The 18669-nt window shown below is 67.2% G+C and carries 19 protein-coding genes and 1 tRNA gene; 9 read left to right on the top strand and 11 right to left on the bottom strand.

Annotated elements, in window-relative coordinates; translation table 11 throughout:
- Positions 1 to 5 precede the first annotated feature (5 nt).
- Positions 6 to 1409: an amidase family protein gene (locus QX108_RS26870; protein WP_315785830.1), complete on the top strand. Its 1404-nt coding sequence runs from the start codon at positions 6 to 8 to the stop codon at positions 1407 to 1409.
- A 244-nt stretch (positions 1410 to 1653) separates the two neighbouring features.
- Here the strand turns inward: QX108_RS26870 and QX108_RS26865 are convergent, their stop codons facing one another.
- On the bottom strand, positions 1654 to 2688 hold the full coding sequence (locus tag QX108_RS26865) for a YihY/virulence factor BrkB family protein (RefSeq protein ID WP_315786020.1): 1035 nt from the start codon (positions 2686 to 2688) through the stop codon (positions 1654 to 1656).
- A 334-nt stretch (positions 2689 to 3022) separates the two neighbouring features.
- Here QX108_RS26865 and QX108_RS26860 point away from each other — a divergent pair, with 334 nt between their 5' ends.
- From QX108_RS26860 to QX108_RS26850, 3 genes are all read left to right on the top strand, one after another.
- Entirely contained in the window at positions 3023 to 3265 is a 243-nt protein-coding gene (locus QX108_RS26860; protein ID WP_172110741.1) for a DUF3551 domain-containing protein, read from the top strand.
- A 218-nt stretch (positions 3266 to 3483) separates the two neighbouring features.
- Positions 3484 to 3612 carry a hypothetical protein gene (locus QX108_RS26855; protein ID WP_315718862.1) on the top strand — a complete coding sequence of 43 codons (129 nt, stop codon included), beginning with the start codon at positions 3484 to 3486 and terminating at the stop codon, positions 3610 to 3612.
- Positions 3613 to 3621: 9 nt separating this feature from the next.
- On the top strand, positions 3622 to 4512 hold the full coding sequence (locus QX108_RS26850; RefSeq protein WP_315785828.1) for a hypothetical protein: 891 nt from the start codon (positions 3622 to 3624) through the stop codon (positions 4510 to 4512).
- An 87-nt stretch (positions 4513 to 4599) separates the two neighbouring features.
- On the opposite strand, the gene QX108_RS26845 is transcribed toward QX108_RS26850, so the two are convergent.
- The 9 genes from QX108_RS26845 to QX108_RS26805 all read right to left on the bottom strand — a co-directional run bounded on the left by QX108_RS26845 (position 4600) and on the right by QX108_RS26805 (position 13461).
- Complete coding sequence (locus QX108_RS26845) at positions 4600 to 5103, bottom strand: GNAT family N-acetyltransferase (protein WP_315785826.1); 504 nt, start codon at positions 5101 to 5103, stop codon at positions 4600 to 4602.
- 7 nt (positions 5104 to 5110) lie between these two features.
- Positions 5111 to 5383, bottom strand: coding sequence for a hypothetical protein (locus QX108_RS26840; RefSeq protein WP_315718860.1), 273 nt, complete (start codon positions 5381 to 5383; stop codon positions 5111 to 5113).
- A 114-nt stretch (positions 5384 to 5497) separates the two neighbouring features.
- On the bottom strand, positions 5498 to 7168 hold the full coding sequence (locus tag QX108_RS26835) for an FAD-dependent oxidoreductase (RefSeq protein ID WP_315785825.1): 1671 nt from the start codon (positions 7166 to 7168) through the stop codon (positions 5498 to 5500).
- A 63-nt stretch (positions 7169 to 7231) separates the two neighbouring features.
- Positions 7232 to 7726, bottom strand: a complete 495-nt coding sequence (locus QX108_RS26830; protein ID WP_315785824.1) for a MarR family transcriptional regulator — start codon at positions 7724 to 7726, stop codon at positions 7232 to 7234.
- Between the two features lie 158 nt (positions 7727 to 7884).
- On the bottom strand, positions 7885 to 9744 hold the full coding sequence (locus QX108_RS26825) for a TRAP transporter large permease subunit (RefSeq protein ID WP_315785823.1): 1860 nt from the start codon (positions 9742 to 9744) through the stop codon (positions 7885 to 7887).
- On the bottom strand, positions 9741 to 10757 hold the full coding sequence (locus QX108_RS26820) for a TRAP transporter substrate-binding protein (RefSeq protein WP_315785822.1): 1017 nt from the start codon (positions 10755 to 10757) through the stop codon (positions 9741 to 9743). Before QX108_RS26820 ends, QX108_RS26825 begins: the two co-directional genes overlap by 4 nt.
- 78 nt (positions 10758 to 10835) lie before the next feature.
- On the bottom strand, positions 10836 to 11849 hold the full coding sequence (locus QX108_RS26815; protein ID WP_315785821.1) for a transketolase family protein: 1014 nt from the start codon (positions 11847 to 11849) through the stop codon (positions 10836 to 10838).
- Positions 11849 to 12697, bottom strand: coding sequence for a transketolase (locus QX108_RS26810; protein WP_315785820.1), 849 nt, complete (start codon positions 12695 to 12697; stop codon positions 11849 to 11851). The genes QX108_RS26815 and QX108_RS26810 overlap by 1 nt, the downstream gene beginning before the upstream one ends.
- A 14-nt stretch (positions 12698 to 12711) precedes the next feature.
- Entirely contained in the window at positions 12712 to 13461 is a 750-nt protein-coding gene (locus tag QX108_RS26805) for an SDR family NAD(P)-dependent oxidoreductase (protein ID WP_315785819.1), read from the bottom strand.
- Positions 13462 to 13569: 108 nt separating this feature from the next.
- Between QX108_RS26805 and QX108_RS26800 the strand changes: the two genes are divergently transcribed.
- Positions 13570 to 14451 (top strand): LysR substrate-binding domain-containing protein, encoded by an 882-nt coding sequence (locus QX108_RS26800; RefSeq protein WP_315785818.1) that lies wholly within the window; start codon positions 13570 to 13572, stop codon positions 14449 to 14451.
- 251 nt (positions 14452 to 14702) lie between these two features.
- On the opposite strand, the gene QX108_RS26795 is transcribed toward QX108_RS26800, so the two are convergent.
- Positions 14703 to 14779: transfer RNA gene (locus QX108_RS26795), tRNA-Pro, on the bottom strand.
- Positions 14780 to 15009: 230 nt separating this feature from the next.
- On the opposite strand from QX108_RS26795, the gene QX108_RS26790 reads away from it, so the two are divergent.
- Genes QX108_RS26790 through QX108_RS26775 form a run of 4 tightly spaced genes read left to right on the top strand, consistent with a single transcriptional unit; the run spans position 15010 to position 18519 of the window.
- Positions 15010 to 16011 (top strand): L-threonylcarbamoyladenylate synthase, encoded by a 1002-nt coding sequence (locus QX108_RS26790; RefSeq protein WP_315785817.1) that lies wholly within the window; start codon positions 15010 to 15012, stop codon positions 16009 to 16011.
- 18 nt (positions 16012 to 16029) lie between these two features.
- On the top strand, positions 16030 to 17457 hold the full coding sequence (locus tag QX108_RS26785) for an FAD-binding oxidoreductase (RefSeq protein WP_315785816.1): 1428 nt from the start codon (positions 16030 to 16032) through the stop codon (positions 17455 to 17457).
- A gap of 15 nt (positions 17458 to 17472) precedes the next feature.
- On the top strand, positions 17473 to 17928 hold the full coding sequence (locus QX108_RS26780; RefSeq protein ID WP_315785815.1) for a GNAT family acetyltransferase: 456 nt from the start codon (positions 17473 to 17475) through the stop codon (positions 17926 to 17928).
- 9 nt (positions 17929 to 17937) lie between these two features.
- Positions 17938 to 18519: an NUDIX domain-containing protein gene (locus QX108_RS26775; RefSeq protein WP_315785814.1), complete on the top strand. Its 582-nt coding sequence runs from the start codon at positions 17938 to 17940 to the stop codon at positions 18517 to 18519.
- Positions 18520 to 18669: the final 150 nt, after the last annotated feature.

Raw genomic sequence — 18669 nt, 5'->3', positions numbered from 1 at the left:
GCTTCATGGATACGCCGCTGTGGCGCTGGTCGGCCACGCAACTCGCCACCGCCATCCGCACCCGACAGATCACGAGCCGCGAGGCCGTGAGCGCCAGTCTCGACCGCATCGCCGCCATCAACCCGGATGTGAACGCGGTGGTTTCGGTACAGGCGGAGAACGCGCTCGCGGCGGCCGATCTGGCGGACCGCATGGTCGCTGCCGGAACGACGCTCGGTCCGCTGCACGGCGTGCCGGTGACGACCAAGGTCAATGTCGACCAGAAGGGGTTGCCGACCACCAACGGCGTCGTCGCGTTCAAGGACAACATCGCCAAGGACGACGCCCCGGTGGTCGCCAATCTGCGCCGCGCCGGCGCCGTCATCATCGGCCGCACCAACACGCCGGCGTTCTCGATGCGCTGGTTCACCGACAACGACCTACATGGGCGCACGCTCAATCCGTGGCGGCCGGATCGTACGCCGGGCGGATCGAGCGGCGGCGCCGCGGTGGCCGCGGCCACCGGCATGTGCGCGATCGCGCATGGCAATGATGGCGGCGGCTCGATCCGCTATCCTGCTTATTGCACCGGCACCGTCGGTCTGCGTCCCTCGTTCGGTCGCGTGCCGGCCTTCAACGGCACCGCGCCGGGCGAGCGGCAATTGTCGTTGCAGCTGATCTCGGTGCAGGGCGCGATCACGCGCAACGTCGAGGACGCGAGGCTGGCGCTGGCGGCGATGTCTGCGCCCGACCCGCGCGATCCCTGGCATGTCGCGATGCCGCTGGAGGGGCCGCGCCTCGATCATCCCGGCGTCGCGGTGTGCCTCGATCCGGCCGGCGTCGGCATCGCACCGGAGGTCGAGGCCGCCGTGCGCAAGGCCGCGGCGATTCTGCATCAGGCGGGCTACGAGGTGACCTGGCGCGATCCGCCCGACGTCGCGGCCGCCGCCGGCGCCTGGAACGATTTCGCGCAGGGCGAGTCGCGCGTGACGCTCGCCGCCCAGGTCGAGCAGCATGGCGACGCGCTGGCGCGGCGCGCCTTCGCGCTGATGATGAACCGCACGCCCGAGCTCGACGTCGCCGGCCTGATCCGGCTGTCATCGGTACGCGCCACCTATCTGCGGCGCTGGCAGATCTTCATGCAGGAGCATCCGCTGGTGCTGTGCCCGGTGGCGATGGAGACGGCGCTGCCCTACGGCGTCGACCTCGAGAGCGACGCCAGCGTCGATCGTCTGTATCGGTCGCACATCTTCCTGTTCGCGACCGCGTTTCTCGGGCTGCCCTCGATCAGCGTGCCGACCGGCGTCCATGAGGGCATCCCGATCGGCGTGCAGATCGTCGGGCCGCGTTTCCGCGAGGACCTCGTGCTCGATGCAGCCGCGGCGATCGAGCACGCGGCCGCGCAAGCCGCACCGTCGCTGTCGACCTGACGACTGCCCCAGCACCATGTCGGAGAAGCGCTCGCCCTGCGCCAGCACGTGATCGTGCAGCCGCGTCGCCGCGACCTGCTCGTCGAACATCTCGAACAGCCGTGCCAGCGAGCGCACGAAGCTTGTCGCCGAGCTGCAGCAACGCCTCGCGGATCGGGGGGCGCGAGACGCCGAATCGCTCCGCCGGCCTCGTCCAGCCGGTCGCCGGGCAGCAACTTCTCCGCCATCACAGCATCTTCGCGGCTCAGTGGGCCTGGCCGACCGTATCGGCCATGGTGGCGCCGCGGGTCCCGAGCGGCCGCTCGCGTCCCGTCGTCGTGTCGCGCATGGTCTGGTGCTCGAGCTCGGCGTCGAGCTCGGCGCCGATCAGAACCACGATCGCCGAGATCCAGATCCAGGTCATGAAGCCGATGGCGGCGCCGAGCGAGCCGTACGTGGCGTTGAAGCTGCCGAAATTGGCCGCGTACCATGAGAACAGCGCCGAGCCCGCGAGCCAGAGCGCCGCCGCGAGCGCACTGCCCCAGCTGATCCAGCGCCATCTCGGCTCCTCGCGATCCGGTCCATAGCGGTAGATCAGCGCGAGCCCGAGCGAGACGCAGATGAAGATCGCAGGCCAGCGGCCGATCTGCAGCACCAGATCGGCGGCCTCGGACATGCCGAGATATTTCAGCAGCACCGGGAGCACCACGACGGCTCCGATGGCGAGCAGCGCAAACAGGATCGCGCCGCCGGTGAACAGCAGCGAGATGGCGTTCAGCTTGATGAAGCCGCGCGTGTCCTCCTCGCGATAGACGACGTTGAGCGTATCGAACAGCGACTTCATCGCCGCATTCGCACTCCAGAGCGAGATCGCAAGACTGACGAGAAAGGTGACACCCAGCGCCTGGCTGCCTTTGGCCGACACGCGGGTCAGCTGATCGCGCGCGATCTCAATGGCGCCGCCGGGCAACATGCCCTGCAATTGCTCCAGATGTCCGGTGATCTTCGCGGGATCCGAGAACAGGCCGTAGACCGCGACCAGCGCAGCGAGCGCCGGAAAGATCGCCAGCAGCGTATAGAACGTCATGCCTGCGGCGAGCGCCACGATCCTGTGATCGGTGACGTTCTGATAGACGCGATACAGCACATCCTTCCAGCCCCGCGGCGGGATCTCGGAGGGTGACGCGGCGAGCCTGCCGCGACCGTCGTCGGACAGCTCGTTCGTCCGCCCTCGGGATGCCGGCTCCGGACGCTGATCGACATATTGGATCAGAAACGCCAGCCCGAGCAGCGCCAGCATGCCGCCCGTGCCCGGCCCGCGGCTGCTGCCGAAAACACTGACCGCCCCCGGACGAGCGTCATCCGACTTCCTGGATCGTCGAAACATGGAAAGCATCCGCCGTTGTCGGGTGATGAACCGAAGCCGTCGCGGAATGTTCCGGCTTCGCGTTGGCCGACGGTTGTCAGCTCGCTCTTGGCGGGCGCGCGCCGGGCGTCGAGCGGTCCGAGCACACAATCCGGCGGGAGCCATGAACGCGACGCTGCGACGGCGACACCAACAGTTAATGTGGCCCGTGAGGAACGGGCCCGTGCAGCCCCGCGTTGCAACGTCACCTTCAACACAAGGATAATGCATGCGCCGCCTTCTGTTTGCTTCGCTTTCCGCCTCAGCCGTTCTCGCAGGGCTCGCGGCGATCTCGCCGGCGTCCGCGGCACAGGATCGCTTCTGCCTGCAGGGCAGGATGTGGGGCTATCCCGGCAATTGCCAATTCTCCACATATCGGCAGTGTCAGGCCGCAGCCTCCGGCACCGACGCCGGCTGCGGCATCAACCCGGCCTACGCCTATGCACGTCAACGCTATGCTCCGCGCTATTGAGCGCAGGTCGATTGCCCAACCGGGCCTCGATGAGCGCCTGGGTTGACTGACATGGATCGCGGCGGCCGTTGCGCCGCCGCATCAGCCGGCAAAGGCCGACCCGGCGTCCTCTGCTGCGTCGCAGAATGAGTTCGGTAGGATTCGATTTCCACGTCATCGGGCGGCAACCAGATGCCGTACGCCGTCTCCTCCTCCGCTGCCGTCCGGCGAGCGGAACGTTGAGCCTCGCCGTCGCTTATACGGCAACGGATCTCGCATTGAGGAGGACAACCATGGACGGACTGATTTATCTGGTAGGCCTGATCGTGGTCATCATGGCCATCCTGTCGTTCTTCGGCCTGCGCTGAGAGGACGACATGAGCATGGAAACTGCGCCGGTCGCCACGTCACCCATCGGGCGCGTGGCCGCAGACGGCTGGACCCTGCAATGGACGCCGGTCATTGCAGGAGCCCTCACCGCCGCGGCGGTGTCATCGATCCTGATCAGCTTCGCGATGACGGTCGGGCTCGGCGTCAGCTCCACGGCGCCGACCTGGCGGGACGCGTCCGTGGCGCTGTGGCTGCTGTCGGGGCTCTATCTCGTGTTGCAGGCTCTCGTCAGCTTCGGCTGCGGCGGCTATGTCGCCGGGCGCGTTCGTGCGCCCTACGGTCTGGCGGAGAGCGACGAGACCGAGAAGCGCGATGGCCTGCACGGCATCGCCGCATGGGCGCTTGCCGTCGTGCTCGGCACGGTGCTGGCCGCCATGGTCGCGTCCGCGGCGAGCAGGCCAAATCCCGTCAGCGCACCACAGATCGCCAACGAGCCGTCAGTGCTGAGCTATGAGCTGGATCACCTCTTCCGCGCAGCCAAGCGGGCGCCGAGCCCCGAGCTGGCGCCGGCACGCAGCGAGGCCGGCCGTATCCTGCTGACGGCATCGAGCCACAGCGGCGTCAGCACCGACGACCGCAACTACCTGGTGCAGCTGGTCGGCGTAACGACCGGGCTTGCAGGACCCGACGCCGAACGCCGCGTCGATACGACGATCGCAAATGCCAAGAGCGCGTTGTCCCGCTCGCGTGCGAGCACGACGATCCTTGCCTTCTCGGTGGCGACCGCGCTGCTGCTCGGCGCCATCGCGGCGTGGCTGGGGGCGGAAAGCGGTGGACGTCACCGCGACGGCAAGCCCGTCAGCGGCTGGATGCTGCACGCCAACCGCTTCAGCCGGCGGCGCGACATATTGCGGCGTCCAGTGTCGATGCCGGAATGATACGAGGCCGAAATTGATACGAGGCTGATGAGCGCTGATGCAGATTGAGACGGCCCGGTCGATCACCGGGCCGTTTTCATGCGCCGGTCAGCCGACGCTGCAGATCATCAGCCTGGAGTCGCCGCCATAGCTGCTCACATCGCCATCGCCGGGTGCGATCGCAAAGCCCTGCTTCTCCCAGAACGGAACCGAGCCGTTGACGGCGACCAGCGTCAACGACGGCAGGCCGAGCTCACGCGCGTGCAACCTCAGCTGGGCGACGATGCGACCGGCCGCGCCGGTGCCGCGCGCCTGCGGCAGTAAAGCGAGATCATGGATGTGGTAGGTCGTGGCCGGCGAAGGCAGCTGGCCGAGAACGACGTTCAGCGCCGGCGGCTCCCCGAGATGCCAGGGGTGGCTGACCACATAGCCGGCGATCTCGTCGCCTTGCGCAGCGAGCACGCCGCATCCGCCCGGATGGAGGCGCAGGCGCTCGGCGAAAACCTCGCGATCCTCGGGATAGGACGGGTGCAGGCGGAGCGCGATGGCATCCACCGCGGCCAGGTCGCCGGGCGTCATCGCGCGCCAGGTGAGCGTCGAAGCTCTCCTCATGCCAAACTCATTTCACGAGCGTCAGCCAGCGCTCCGTGGCCGATACCGCCGCCGGCCACAGCGCCTCGGTCGGCTGCTTGCGGTGCAGCGCCTTGCCGACCTCGCAGATCGACATGAAGGCCGCCGCGCGCGCCTCCTCCACCTCGAGAGGCTGCTCGGCGCTCGGGCTGCGCACCAGCCCCATCAGACCGTTGAGCGTCTGCAACGCGGCCTCCGGCGCGCTCGCTTCCGCCGATTTCAGCGCCGCCACGACCTGCTCGGCCTTCTCCGTTTCCGTCATCGTACCTTCGTTTCGCTCATCCCTGAACGACGCGACGCTATCAGCCGGATCATAAGCCGGCAATGTCGACAAAGTTGACGACTCGCCCGAATGTCCGATGCGCGTGCGATGAGCTCAGTTGCCGGCGCAGTGCCCCGCAGCCCGCGCCATCACCCGTGGCAGTGACCCGGCCTGCGATGCGCTGCCGCGCCAGGCCACGACCTGATCCGGACGGATCAGCGCGAGGTCGGCCTCATAGAGATCGCGCAACGCGCGAGGCAAGGTCATCACCTTCACATCGGCGCGCACTGGCTTTACCGCGTCGCGCAACTCATCCTCATCGACGCCGCTGCCGTCAAATCTCAGCAGCGTCCATTCGAAGCCGAAGCGGTCATACAGCGAGACGCCCTGCTCCAGCCAGGCATGCGGCGCGCGACCGCCAGGACACGCACTCGGCACGTAGACATTGGCGGCATCCGGCGGCGGCTGGGTGCCGTCGGAGACGATGATCGGCGAGCCGTCATAGCGGCCACCGAAGGTGACACCGGGAATGTTGAACTCGGCCCGCGCATGCTGACCGAGATAGGCGCCTGCAACGCGCCGCGCCTCGGCGCCTGCTTCGGTTGCGTCCTCGATCTCCGGCACAGCCGCGAACAGCCCAAGCGAATCCGCGAAGCGCCGTGCATGATCGGTGTTGCGCAGCGCCACCGGGCGGCGTTCGGCCGCATAGCTGTCGAGCAGCGCCACCGGGCTCATTCCTTTGACCACGCTCGCGAGCTTCCAGCCGAGATTGACGGCGTCTTCGATCGCGGTGTTGTAGCCGAGCCCGCCGGTCGGCGTGAACAGATGCGCCGCGTCGCCACCGAGGAAGACGCGGCCGCTCTGCATGCGCTCGGCGACGAGCGCATGCCCCGCCGTCCAGGTCAGATGCGACAGCACCTCGCAGGGAACGTGCGCGCCACATGCGCGCAGGAACGCCGCCTTCGCATCATCGGCAGTGATGGCGCTCTCATCCTCGCCGGGCCGCAGCTGGGTGTGGAAGGCGAACTCGTCGCGCCCATTCACCGCAGCCATGAAGGCGCGACGGTCGCGGTTGAAGCAGACATACATCCACGCCTGCGCATGCGGCATGCGCTGGTAGAACTCCGTCGAGCGGAGGTAGACCGCAAGCATGCGGCCGCCCATGAAATCGCGCTGCACGCCGGTCGTCCCGCCATAGGAGATGCCGAGCAACTGGCGCACCAGGGAGCGCGGACCGTCGGCGCCCACCAGAAAGGCCGCGCCGATCCTGAAGCGCGCGCCATCGCTGAGGCGTTCGACGTCGGCCGCGACGCCATCATCATCGGCGGTGTAGCCGATCAACCGGTGACCGTAATGCAGCTGAATGCCGGAGAGCTGCTCCGCGTGCCGGCGCAGGATCGCCTCGACGAATTTCTGCGACACCCGATGCGGCAGCTCGGCCGCGCTCCACGAGCCGGACATCCCCTTCACCAGCTCGACCGCGCGCGCTGCCGACGGCAATTGAAAGCGCGCCAGCTCGTGAGCGGCATAGCGGGTGAAATAGGCGATGTCGGTCGGATAGTCAGCCGGCAGGCCGGCACGCCGGATCTCGTCGGCAAAACCGAGCCGCCGGTAGTGCTCCATCGTGCGCGCCTGGGTGGCGTTGGCCTGGGGATTGAAAGCCGTGCCCGGCTTCTCGTCGATCAGGACCGCGGACACGCCGCGCCGACCGAGCTCGTTGGCCAGCATCAGCCCACAAGGCCCGCCGCCCACGATCAGGACGGAAGCGGTCAAACGTTCGATCACGGCGCTTCTCCCCTCGCGACGGGGGCATGCTACGGCCTCCAGCCAGATAGTCAAGCAGCCTGACTATCTCTCCGCGCCCAGCGTGTCGAAGCGGGCGCCATAGGCCGAGAGCGCCTGCAGGACCACGTCCATCGCGGCCTTGCCAAGCTCCTTGCGCATCTCGGCCTCGGCCATATCGACTGCATCGCCGAAGGCCTCGAGCCATTGCAGGCCGGCCGGCGTGAAGCGAACGATGCGCGCGCGCCCGTCGTGCGGATCGGCCTCGCGCGCAACCAGCCCGAGCTCGACGCATTGATCGACCAGTTCGCCCATCGCCTGCTTGCTCACCGAGGCGCGGCGGGCGAGCTCGGTCAGCCGCGTGCCCTCGACGTCGAGATTGCGCGTGAGGCTGACATGGGCGATACGCGTCTCGCCGTGGCCGCTCGCCGCCATCAGCTCGAGCACGCGGGATTCGAACCGGCGCACCGCGTTGTTGAGCATCCTGCCGATATTGTCATGACGCCATGCCGTCCCGCTGCGTCCCGCGCGCGGCGAGTTGCGTGAAGATCTCGCATTCATTCCGGCAGCACCTCGTCTCTTCGCGCCGCACTGAGGCCGCGCAGCAGCGCAAGGTGACATCGGAAATGCGTGGGTTGTCACGCAGGAAATGGTCGAAACGGCAGGATTTCGTACCTGAAGGCGCCGCCGCGACGGCTGTTCACTTGCTTTCCGATGCCTCAGAGGAATCCGATCGACAGCCATGGGACGAAGGCGACGAGCAGAAGGCCGACCACGAGCGCGCCGAGATAGGGCCAGATCCGCGCCAGCCCGGCATTCGGATCAATCTGCCCGATCGAGCATGCGGCGTAGTAGCCGAGGCCGAACGGCGGCGCGAACAGGCCGATGCCCATGGCGAGGATGATGACCATCGCGTAGTGCACCTCGTGGACGCCGAGCAGCTTGGCCGCCGGGAACAACAGCGGGCCGAACAGCACCATCGCGGGCAGACCTTCCAGGATGCTGCCGAGCAGGATGAACACGCCGATCGAGATCAGCAGGAAGCCGTATTTGCCCCCGGGCACCGAAACCATCATCGCCGCGAGCGCATGCGAGAAGTTGGACTGCGTCAGCGCCCAGGCCATAGCGGTGGCGGCGCCGATGATGAACAGGATCGAGCCCGACAGCGCCGCCGTATGCACCAGCGCCGGATGGAGCTTGCGCCAGTCGAAACGGCGATAGACGAGCAGTCCCACCAGGATCGTGTAGGCGATACCGATGGTCGAGACCTCGGTCGCGGTCGCGACGCCCTCGGTGACCGCGGTGCGGATCAGCACCGGCAGCAGCAGCGCGGGCAGCGCCGTGATCAGCGCCGAACGAATGCTGGGCCAAGTCGGCCGCGGCCGGATCACGCCTTCTGGCTCGACCATGCGACGCTTGGCGACCACGGCCAGCGCGGCGGCCAGCACCAGGCCCGGCAGGATGCCGCCGGTGAACAAGGCCGAAATCGAGACGCCGGCGACGGAGCCGATGATGATCAGCACGATCGAGGGCGGGATGGTTTCCGCCATCGCACCGGATGCGGCGAGCAGCGACACCAGCTCGCCGTCGTGAATGCCGCGGCGCTTCATGTCCGGAAACAGCACCGGCGCGACCGCCGCCATGTCGGCCGTCTTGGCGCCCGAGATGCCGGAGACCAGCAGGATGGCGCCGAGCAGCACGTAGGACAGGCCACCCCTGACATGGCCAACCAGCGACACCAGGAAACCGACCATCGCAGCCGCCATGCCGGTCATCACGATGAGATGGCCGAGCAGAATGAACAAGGGAATCGCGAGCAGAACGAGGGATGAGACGCCCTCGTCGATGCGGCTGGTGACGACTTCGAGCGGGGCCGTGGTGACCGTGAGCAGATAGGCCACGGTGGCGAGGCCGAAGCAGAAGGCGATCGGCACCCCGGCGAGCACGGCCGCGCCGAGCAGGATCGCAAAGAAGACGATGAGATTCCAGTTGCCGAGCGCCTTGAGCGCCGGGGCTGAGGCCCACAGCACGAGCGCGGTGGCCGCCAGGATCACCAGCGTGATCGCGATGTCACGCGAGCCATGGCGCGCCATGCGCAACAAGGCGGTGACGAGCATGAGGCCGATGCCGACGGGCACCGCGCCGGCCCGCACGCTGTCAGGGAGGCCGAGCGCCGGCGTCTCCGCAAAGGCCTGACCACTCGCATAGTCGATGGCCGGATGCAGCAGGATCGCCAGGAACAGAACGGGCGCCATCAGCGCAGCGCTCTCCAGCACCGCGCGCGTGCGCGGTGTGACGCGGTCGACCAGCGCGGTCATCCGCATGTGCTCGCCGCGGCTGAGCGCGAGCACCGCGCCCAGCATCGCGAGCCAGAGGAAGGTGATCGACGCGAGCTCATCGGCCCAGGTCAGCGGCCGGTTGAAGGCGAAACGTGCCGTCACACCGGTGAAGAGGATTCCGACTTCCGCGACCAGGGCGACAATCGCTGGAATCTCGATCAGCTTCGTGAGGGTCCGCTCGAGACCGTCAACGATGCCATGCTTCGTGGATGCTGCCAGAGACGCGTCGACGCTGTTCATCCGAGCTCTCCCACATTCGATTGCAGGATCTTCCAGGCCTCCTCGCCGAACTTTCCGCGCCAATCCTTGTAAAAGCTGCTCTTGCCGAGCGCAGCGCGGAACGCCTCCTTGTCGACATCGACGAAGGTGAAGCCCTTGGCGGCGAGATCGGCGCGCAGACTCTGGCTGAGCGCGGCAATGTCGGCGCGCTCGTCATCCGCCGCCCTGCTGAACTCCTGCGTGACCAGCGTCTGCAGGTCGGGCGGCAGCTTGCCGAAGGCGGCGCGGTTGCCGAGGATCCAATAGGCGTCCCAGACGTGGCTGGTCAGCGAGCAGTACTTCTGAACCTCGTAGAGCTTGGCGGTGGCGATGATCGGCAGCGGGTTTTCCTGGCCCTCGACCACCTTGGTCTGCAGCGACGTGTAGACCTCGTTGAAATTGATCGGGGTCGGTCCCGCGCCGAGCGCCTGGAACAGGCTGGTCAGGATCGGCGCGGCCGGCACGCGGATCTTGAAGCTCTTGAGATCGTCGGGCGTCCTGATCTCACGGGTCGACGAGGTGACCTGGCGAAAGCCGTTGTCCCAGGGCTTGGACAGAGCGATCGCACCGGTCTTCTCGATGTCCTTGCGGATGTGATCACCGAGGCTGCCATCCATCGCCTTCCAGACCTGGTCGTAGGACGTGAAAGCGAAGCCGGTGTTGACGATGCCGGCGAGCGGCACGCGGGTGGCCAGCACCGAGCTCGCGATGTTGATCGCATCGACCGCGCCGACGCGCACCTGGGAGATCAGATCTGTGTCGGAACCAAGCTGATTGGCCGGATAGAGATTGATCTCCAGCCGGCCGCCGCTCGCCTCCTTGATGCGATCGGCCGCCTGCTGGGCACGCTTGTTGACCGGATGCGACGGATCCTGTCCGGTCGCGAGCTTCATCGTGAACTCGGCTGCCCTTGCGAAGCGCGCGGTGAAAGGCAGCACCGCAGCCCCCACCATCGCTCCTGCCATGAATCGCCGACGCGTCGTTCCCTTGCGCATTCCAGTCCCTCCGGTATGAAATTGTTGTTATCGTCCGGCGCATCCGCACGCCGCTGTCTCAACGCCCGTGGCCGCCTGCTATTTGAGCCAGCCCTTCACCCGCCTGACGACTTCCGACAGCGAGATGCCGTAGCGATCGTGCAGTGTCGGCAGCGCGCCGGCGTCGAGGAATTCGTCGGGCAGGCCGATCTGCCGGAACGGCACGTGCACGCCAGCGCGCATCAGCACCCCGGCGACGGCCTCCCCCAATCCGCCGATCACCGTATGGTTCTCGGCGACCACGACCAGACGGCCGGGGCGGCCGGCTTCGCCCGCGATGGTCTCGGCATCGAGCGGCTTGATCGTCGGCACGTGCAGCACGGCGACGTCGACGCGATCATCGGACAGCGCCTTGGCCGCCTCCAGCGCGCGCATCGTCATGAGCCCGGAGGAGATGATCAGCACGTCGCGGCCGTCGCGCAGCAGCTTGGCCTTGCCGAGCTCGAATTTGTAGTCGTACTCGTCGAGCACCAGCGGCACCTGGCCGCGCAGCAGCCGCATGTAGACAGGGCCCTGATGGGCGGCCATCGCCGGCACGGCCTGCTCGATCTCATACGCATCGCACGGATCAATCACCGTCATGTTCGGCATCGCCCGCATCAGCGCCAGATCCTCGGCCGCCTGATGGCTCGGGCCGTAGCCTGACGTCAGTCCAGGCAGCGCGCAGGCGATCTTCACGTTGCGATCTTCCTCGGCGATGGTCTGGTGGATGAAGTCGTAGGCGCGGCGCGAGGCGAACACGGCATAGGTCGTGGTGAACGGCATGAAGCCTTCGGCCGCCATGCCGGACGCGGCGCCGAACAGCAGCTGCTCGGCCATGCCCATCTGGTAGGTGCGGTCGGGAAACTCCTTCGCGAAGATGTGCAGGTCGGTGTATTTGCCGAGATCGGCGGTCATGCCGACCACCTCGGGCCGACTGCGCGCCAGTTCCACCAGCGCATGGCCGAACGGCGCCGGCTTGGTGCGCTGCCCCTCGGAGGCGATCGAGGCGATCATCGCCGAGGTCGTCAGGCGCGGCTTGCTCAGATCGGGTGCGGGTCTCGTCGATTTCATCACGGCCTCCCGGCGTCGAGTGCGGCAATCGCGAGCTGCCACTCATGCGGCTCGACGCGAATGAAGTGGTTCTTCTCGCGCTGCTCCAGGAAGGGCACCCCCTTGCCCATCAGCGTGTCGGCCACGATCATGCGCGGCTTCGGTTCCGGATAGGTCTTGGCGGCATCGAAGGCGGCGACCACGGCGTCGAGGTCGTTGCCGTCGACGCGCTGCACGAACCAGCCGAAGGCTTGCAGCCGGTCCACCAACGGCTCGAAGCCCATCACCTGGGTCGAGGGGCCATCCGCCTGCTGATTGTTGACGTCGACGATGCCGATGAGGTTGTCGAGCTTGTAGTGGCTGGCCGACGAGATCGCCTCCCACACCGAGCCTTCATCCAGCTCGCCGTCGGAGAACAGCGTGTAGACGCGCGATGTCGATGCCTTGCGCTTCAGGCCGAGCCCCATGCCGACGGCGATGCTCAGTCCGAGGCCGAGCGAGCCGCCGGACATCTCCATGCCCGGCGTGTAGGACGCCATGCCCGACATCGGCAGCCGGCTGTCGTCGCTGCCATAGGTTTCCAGCTCGGCCTCGGGAACGATCCCGGCCTCGATCAACGCGGCGTATAGCGCGATCGCGTAGTGGCCGTTCGACAGCAGGAATCGGTCGCGCTCCTCCCAAGCCGGATCCTCGGGCCGGTAGCGCATGGCGTGGAAATAGGCCGCGGCCAGCACGTCGGAGATGTCGAGCGCCTGGGCGATGTAGCCCTGGCCCTGCACCTCGCCCATGCGGAGCGCATGACGGCGGATGTTATAGGCGCGTTGCGCCAATGTCGGCGCGTTGGCGAGCCGAGTCGCTACGGTGTCCATCTCTTGAGACCTTGTTAGTGGATCAGCATGCCGCCGTTCACGTCGATCACCGCGCCCGTGACATAGGCGGACAGATCGGACGCGAGAAACGTGTAGATGCCGGCAACGTCCTCGGCGGTGCCGAGGCGGTTGAGCGGAATGCCCTCGAGGATCTTGGCCTTCATCTCGTCGGTCAGCTTGCCAGCGGTGATATCGGTGCCGATCAGGCCCGGCGTCACGCAATTGACGCGGATGCCGTCGATGCCGAACTCGCGTGCCATCGCCTTGGCGAGGCCGAGCACGCCGGCCTTGGCAGCCGAATAATGCGGGCCACCGAAGATGCCGCCGCCGCGCTGCGCAGAGACCGAGGACATGCAGGCGATCGAGCCGTGCTTGCGCGCGCGCATATGCGGGATCACCGCCTGCGACAGGAACAGCACGCCCTTCAGATTGACGTCCTGGATGCGATCCCAATCCGCGGGCGAGATCTCCAGGAACTTCACGGGCTGGGTGATGCCGGCATTGTTGATCAGGATGTCGATGACGCCGAACTGACGGATCACCTGCACCACCGCGTCGTTGCATGAGGCCTTGTCGGCGACGTTGCAGCCGAGCCCGATGTGACCGTCGCCGAGCGAGGCTGCAGCCTCGGCGGCGGCTGCGGCGTCGATGTCGAGGATGGCGACCTTCGCGCCCTCGGCTGCGAACCGGCGGGCGGTCGCAAGCCCGATGCCACGCTTCGACGCTGCGCCCGAAATGATCGCTGTCTTGCCGCTGAGCAGCATGCTGGTCCTCCCGAAATTCTCGTTGTCGTGGGCGTCACCATGGCCGCGGCCTGCGGTGGCGACAAACGCGCAGTTGTCATGGATTGGTGAATCTGGTTCACTTATGCGATGCTGTCCAAGATCCCGATCTCATCAATCAAGGCGTTCGAGGCGGCCGCTCGCACGGGATCCTTTCGCGACGCAGCAAATGAGCTTCACCTGACGCCATCTGCCGTCAGCCACGCCATCCGCAAGTTGGAAGCCACCTTGCGCACCGTGCTGTTCGAGCGCACCGCGCGCGCCGTTCATCTCACGCCGGCCGGCGAGAACCTGATGCGCCATGCCGGCGCGGCGTTCGACCAGCTGCGCAGAGGATTGGAGGAGGTCGCGGCGCGCGGTCCCCAGCTGGTGCGCGTCCATTCGGCGCCGAGCTTTGCCGCGCAATGGCTGACGCCAAGGCTCGCTCAGTTTCTCGCCGCACATCCGAAACTGGAGGTGCGACTGTCGGCCAACACCGACTACGCGCGGTTCAAGAACGACGATTTCGACATCGACATCGTCTATGGCCAGCCTCATGCGGAGGGCGTCGAGATCGTTCCGCTGGCCGAGGAGACGGTCACGCCGCTGTGCACGCCCGCGCTGGCGGCGACGATCAAGCGCCCGGCGGATCTTCTTGACCACACGCTGATCCGCTCCGACGTCAAGCAGATCCAGTGGCATCAATGGTTCGCCGCCAACGGCCTCGAATCCCCCGCACTCCACGGCATGCGCTTCGACCGCAGCTTCCTTGCGCTCGCGACGGCGGCCGAGGGCCTCGGCGTCGCGCTCGAATCCACATTGCTGGCCGAGCGCGAGCTGGCGTCGGGACGGCTGATCGCGCCGCTCGCAGGGCGCTCCATCGACATCCGCTATGTCGGCCACCGCCTGGTGTTTCCGCGCAACGATCACCAACGCACGGCCGTGCGCGCCTTTGCCGACTGGATCACGTCCGAACTCGGGCAACAGCTCTGAACGATCCCACGCCGGTCATGCGCCGGCGATCGACCGGCAGCTCAGCTGATCCAACGACGGAGTCGGCCGCCAGCTCACCCGCAATTCATCGCACACCAGCACGGGCGCCTGCAGATCTCCCAACGAGTCGAGATTCAGCGCCCAATGACGCCAACGCTCCGGAATGGCCGTGCGGCCATTTCGTTGCGACATCTGGTGTAAGATCGGATGTCGTATGATCGGGAAAGCACGATTGGACGTGCTTGAAGGAATGGTCGGAGCGGCAGGATTCGAACCTGCGACCCCTGCGTCCCGAACGCAGTGCTCTACCGGGCTGAGCCACGCTCCGACTTGGGAAGCCGGCTTATAGCGTCGGGTCTCCGTCTCCGCAAGGCGCACGAGGCAGGAAATCGCAATGAAATCGCGCGTCGTCGGAGGATGGGTTAACTGCTTGAGGTCATGAGGCTTTGCCGGGTGGCCATGGCGTGAACGCAGCCCGGTGATTGATTTGCGCGCTTCATTCGAGCGTCCCTGCCGGCTATAGGCGAGCGCGGAAGCCGCCGCCGTCCCGTACCAGTGATGCCCGTGCCAGACACTAACGCGATCGAGACCAGGATCCTGCCCGCCGACGCGGCAGGAATCACGCAAGCCGCGGCGACGTTCGCGCGTGGCGGCCTGGTCGCGTTCCCGACCGAGACCGTGTACGGGCTCGGCGCCGATGCCGCGAATGCCGCCGCGATCGCCCGCCTCTACCAGGCCAAGGGCCGGCCGGCCTTCAATCCGCTGATCGCCCATGTCGCCGACATCGCGGCTGCGCGGCGGATCGGTCGGTTCGATGCCACGGCGGAGCGCCTGGCCGGAGCGTTCTGGCCGGGACCGCTGACCCTGGTGGTGCCGCAGGCGCCCGGCTGCACCGTCGCGGATCTCGCCACTGCCGGCCTCGACACCGTCGCGATTCGCATCCCCTCGCATCCGATCGCGCGGGCGCTGCTCGCCGCGTTCGGCGGCGCCGTGGTGGCGCCCTCGGCCAACATCTCCGGCCACGTCTCGCCGACCACCGCAGCCCATGTGGCGGCCGATCTCACGGGGCGCATCGACCTGATCCTGGACGGCGGACCGGTCGATGTCGGCGTCGAATCGACGATCGTCGGCTGCTTCGAGCAGCCGACGCTGCTGCGGCCCGGTGGCGTCCCCAGCGAGGCGATCGAGACCGTGCTCGACCGGCCCCTGACGCGGCCAGCGATGGCAGAGGCCGACACGTCCGAGCAGCCGCTGGCGCCGGGCATGCTGGCCTCGCATTACGCGCCGCGCGCCGCCGTTCGCCTCGATGCCAGGGAGGTCGCGCCCGGCGAGGCGCTGCTCGCCTTCGGTCCCCTGCCCCTGCCGGGTGCCGCTCAGGCCGCCGCTGTTCTCAACCTGTCGCCATCGGGCGATCCGGCAGAGGCAGCAATGCATCTTTTCGGCTATCTTCGCAGCCTCGATGCCAAGGGCGCGCGCAGCATCGCCGTGATGCCGATCCCCAATGACGGACTGGGCGAGGCCATCAACGACCGGCTGCGCCGCGCCGCCGCGCCGAGATAACATTGGAAGCGACCGACCATGAACATCAGCCAGCCTCCCTCTCCGCCGCTGCCACCCGATCTGATCGCGCAATTCGCCGCCATCGTCGGCGAGCGCCAGGCGCTGACCGCCGAAGCCGATGTCGCGCCCTATGTCACGGAGGAGCGCAACCTGTTCCACGGCCGCTCGCCGCTGGTGCTGCGTCCCGGCTCGACCGCGGAGGTCGCGGCGATCTGCAAGCTCGCCAGCGCGCATCGCATCGCGCTGGTGCCGCAGGGCGGCAATACAGGCCTCGTCGGCGGCCAGACGCCGCACAATGGCGAGGTCGTGGTGTCGCTCAAGCGCATGGATAAGATCCGTGACATCGACACGGCGTCCAACACTATGATCGCCGAGGCCGGCGTCGTGCTGCAGGTGGCGCAGCAGAAGGCCGCCGATGTCGACCGGCTGTTTCCGCTGTCGCTGGGCGCCGAGGGCAGCTGCACCATTGGCGGCAATCTCTCGACCAATGCCGGAGGCACCGCCGCGCTGGCCTATGGCGTCGCGCGCGAGATGGCACTGGGTGTCGAGGTGGTGCTGGCCGACGGGCGGTTGCTCAATGCGCTGTCCAAACTGAAGAAGGACAACACCGGCTACGATCTGCGCAATCTCTTCATCGGCGCCGAGGGCACGCTCGGCATCATCACCGCGGCGAGCCTGAAGCTGTTTCCGAAGCCGCGAGCGATCGAGACGGCGTTCGTCGGGCTGAAGTCGCCAGAGGATGCGCTCAAGCTTCTTGCCATCGCGCAGCGTGAGGCGGCGGGCAGCCTGACCAGCTTCGAGCTGATCGCCCATATCGCGCTCGACTTCTCGATCCGTCATGTCGCAGGCAACCGCGCGCCGCTCTCGGGCCAGCATCCGTGGTTCGTGCTGATGGAGCTGTCGTCCTCGCGCGACGATGCGCGCGCTACGCTCGAGGGCATCCTGGAGCAGGGCCTCGAGACCGGCATCGTCGACGACGCCGCGGTCGCCGAGAATCTCTCCCAGCGCATGGCGTTCTGGAAGCTGCGCGAGGACATCTCCTGGGCGCAGAAGCCGGAGGGCGGCTCGATCAAGCACGATATCTCGGTGCCGGTTGCCGCGGTGCCGGCGTTCATCGCCGAGGCCAATGAAGCTGTCGTCAGGAAAGTCCCCGGCGCGCGGCCGGTGCCATTCGGGCATCTCGGCGACGGCAACATCCACTACAATGTCAGCCAGCCGGTCGGCGCCGACACGGCCGACTACCTGGCGCGCTGGCACGAGGTGAATGCGGTCGTGTTCGAGATCGTGCTGCGCATGGGCGGCTCGATCTCGGCCGAGCACGGCATCGGCGTGCTCAAGCGCGACGAGCTGCCCGACGTCAAGGATCCGACCGCGATTGCGCTGATGCGCGCGATCAAGGCGCAGTTCGATCCGCTGGGGATCATGAACCCTGGCAAGGTGCTCTAGGATTTCGGCGCGCTCATGAATACCGCCCCTGCTCTCGCGATCTCCGACATCGCCGATGCCGACGTGCCCGCGATCATCGCGCTGTGGCAGCGCTGCGGCCTGACGCGGCCGTGGAACGATCCCGCCGCCGACATCGCGCTCGCCCGCCGCGGCGATGATTCCACCGTGCTCGTCGGACGGGCCGCCGGCGCCATCGCGGCGTCCGCGATGGTCGGCCATGACGGCCATCGCGGCTGGGTCTACTATGTCAGCGTCGATCCCGATCATCGCGGCCAGGACCTTGGCCGCGCCATCATGGCCGCCGCCGAGGACTGGCTGCGCGCACGCGGCATCGCCAAGCTGATGCTGATGGTGCGCGGCGACAACACCAAGGTTCAGGCGTTCTATCAGGCGCTCGACTACGCCGTGCAGGACAGCGTCGTGTTCTCGAAATGGCTCGATGGTCGCCCGCCTACACCCGGCATGAAATAGAGGCTCCCAATGAGCATTTCCGATCGCATCCGCGTGCACGAGAGGCGCGTGCTCTCCGATCATTACGGCACGCTGACCACGACCAAATTCGAGTGGCGGCGCGACGACGGCACCTGGCAGATGCAGAGCCGCGACGTGTTCGAGCGCGGCAACGCCGCGGCGATCCTGCCCTACAATCTCGCGCAGCGCAGCGTCATCCTGGTCAAGCAGTTCCGCTATCCTGCTTTTCTCAACGGTTATGACGACCTCCTCATCGAGGCCGCCGCCGGCCTGCTCGACGATGCCTCGCCCGAGGAGCGCATCCGCCTGGAGGCCGAGGAGGAGACCGGCTTCCGCCTGCACGACGTGACGTTCGTATTCGAGGCATTCATGAGCCCGGGCGTCGTCACCGAGAAGATCCACTTCTTCGTCGCCGCCTACGAGCCCGGGATGCGGGTCAGCGCCGGCGGCGGGCTCGCGCATGAGGGCGAGGAGATCGAGGTGCTGGAACTCGGAATCGACGAGGCGCTCGCGATGATCGGCGACAAGCGCATCCAGGACGCCAAGACGATCATGCTGCTGCAGCACGCGGCGCTGCGGATTTTCAAATAAGCGACGTCCCCGTCTGGCCCTGATGGTCCCTGCTGTCGTCCTCCGCGAAAGCGGGGACCCAGTATTCCACCGGCAGTCGTTTCAGCCCGAGAGGCCGCGGCGTACTGGATCCCCGCCTTCGCGGGGATGACGATCTTCTCTGTTGAGACA

The organism is Bradyrhizobium sp. SZCCHNR1002 (assembly GCF_032381435.1).
Lineage (GTDB): Bacteria > Pseudomonadota > Alphaproteobacteria > Rhizobiales > Xanthobacteraceae > Bradyrhizobium > Bradyrhizobium aeschynomenes.
Note: the sequence above shows the minus strand (reverse complement) of the source record. Positions and strands in the feature narration are given on the sequence as shown.

Bases quoted from the DNA above. Each gene is read 5' to 3' on its own strand.
- QX108_RS26870 (WP_315785830.1), top strand. From the start codon at position 6: ATGGATACGCCGCTGTGGCGCTGGTCGGCCACGCAACTCGCCACCGCC.
- QX108_RS26865 (WP_315786020.1), bottom strand. From the start codon at position 2,688: ATGCTGGCGCTGCTCGGGCTGGCGTTTCTGATCCAATATGTCGATCAG.
- QX108_RS26860 (WP_172110741.1), top strand. From the start codon at position 3,023: ATGCGCCGCCTTCTGTTTGCTTCGCTTTCCGCCTCAGCCGTTCTCGCA.
- QX108_RS26850 (WP_315785828.1), top strand. From the start codon at position 3,622: ATGAGCATGGAAACTGCGCCGGTCGCCACGTCACCCATCGGGCGCGTG.
- QX108_RS26845 (WP_315785826.1), bottom strand. From the start codon at position 5,103: ATGAGGAGAGCTTCGACGCTCACCTGGCGCGCGATGACGCCCGGCGAC.
- QX108_RS26840 (WP_315718860.1), bottom strand. From the start codon at position 5,383: ATGACGGAAACGGAGAAGGCCGAGCAGGTCGTGGCGGCGCTGAAATCG.
- QX108_RS26830 (WP_315785824.1), bottom strand. From the start codon at position 7,726: ATGAATGCGAGATCTTCACGCAACTCGCCGCGCGCGGGACGCAGCGGG.
- QX108_RS26825 (WP_315785823.1), bottom strand. From the start codon at position 9,744: ATGAACAGCGTCGACGCGTCTCTGGCAGCATCCACGAAGCATGGCATC.
- QX108_RS26820 (WP_315785822.1), bottom strand. From the start codon at position 10,757: ATGCGCAAGGGAACGACGCGTCGGCGATTCATGGCAGGAGCGATGGTG.
- QX108_RS26815 (WP_315785821.1), bottom strand. From the start codon at position 11,849: ATGAAATCGACGAGACCCGCACCCGATCTGAGCAAGCCGCGCCTGACG.
- QX108_RS26810 (WP_315785820.1), bottom strand. From the start codon at position 12,697: ATGGACACCGTAGCGACTCGGCTCGCCAACGCGCCGACATTGGCGCAA.
- QX108_RS26805 (WP_315785819.1), bottom strand. From the start codon at position 13,461: ATGCTGCTCAGCGGCAAGACAGCGATCATTTCGGGCGCAGCGTCGAAG.
- QX108_RS26800 (WP_315785818.1), top strand. From the start codon at position 13,570: ATGCTGTCCAAGATCCCGATCTCATCAATCAAGGCGTTCGAGGCGGCC.
- QX108_RS26790 (WP_315785817.1), top strand. From the start codon at position 15,010: ATGCCCGTGCCAGACACTAACGCGATCGAGACCAGGATCCTGCCCGCC.
- QX108_RS26785 (WP_315785816.1), top strand. From the start codon at position 16,030: ATGAACATCAGCCAGCCTCCCTCTCCGCCGCTGCCACCCGATCTGATC.
- QX108_RS26780 (WP_315785815.1), top strand. From the start codon at position 17,473: ATGAATACCGCCCCTGCTCTCGCGATCTCCGACATCGCCGATGCCGAC.
- QX108_RS26775 (WP_315785814.1), top strand. From the start codon at position 17,938: ATGAGCATTTCCGATCGCATCCGCGTGCACGAGAGGCGCGTGCTCTCC.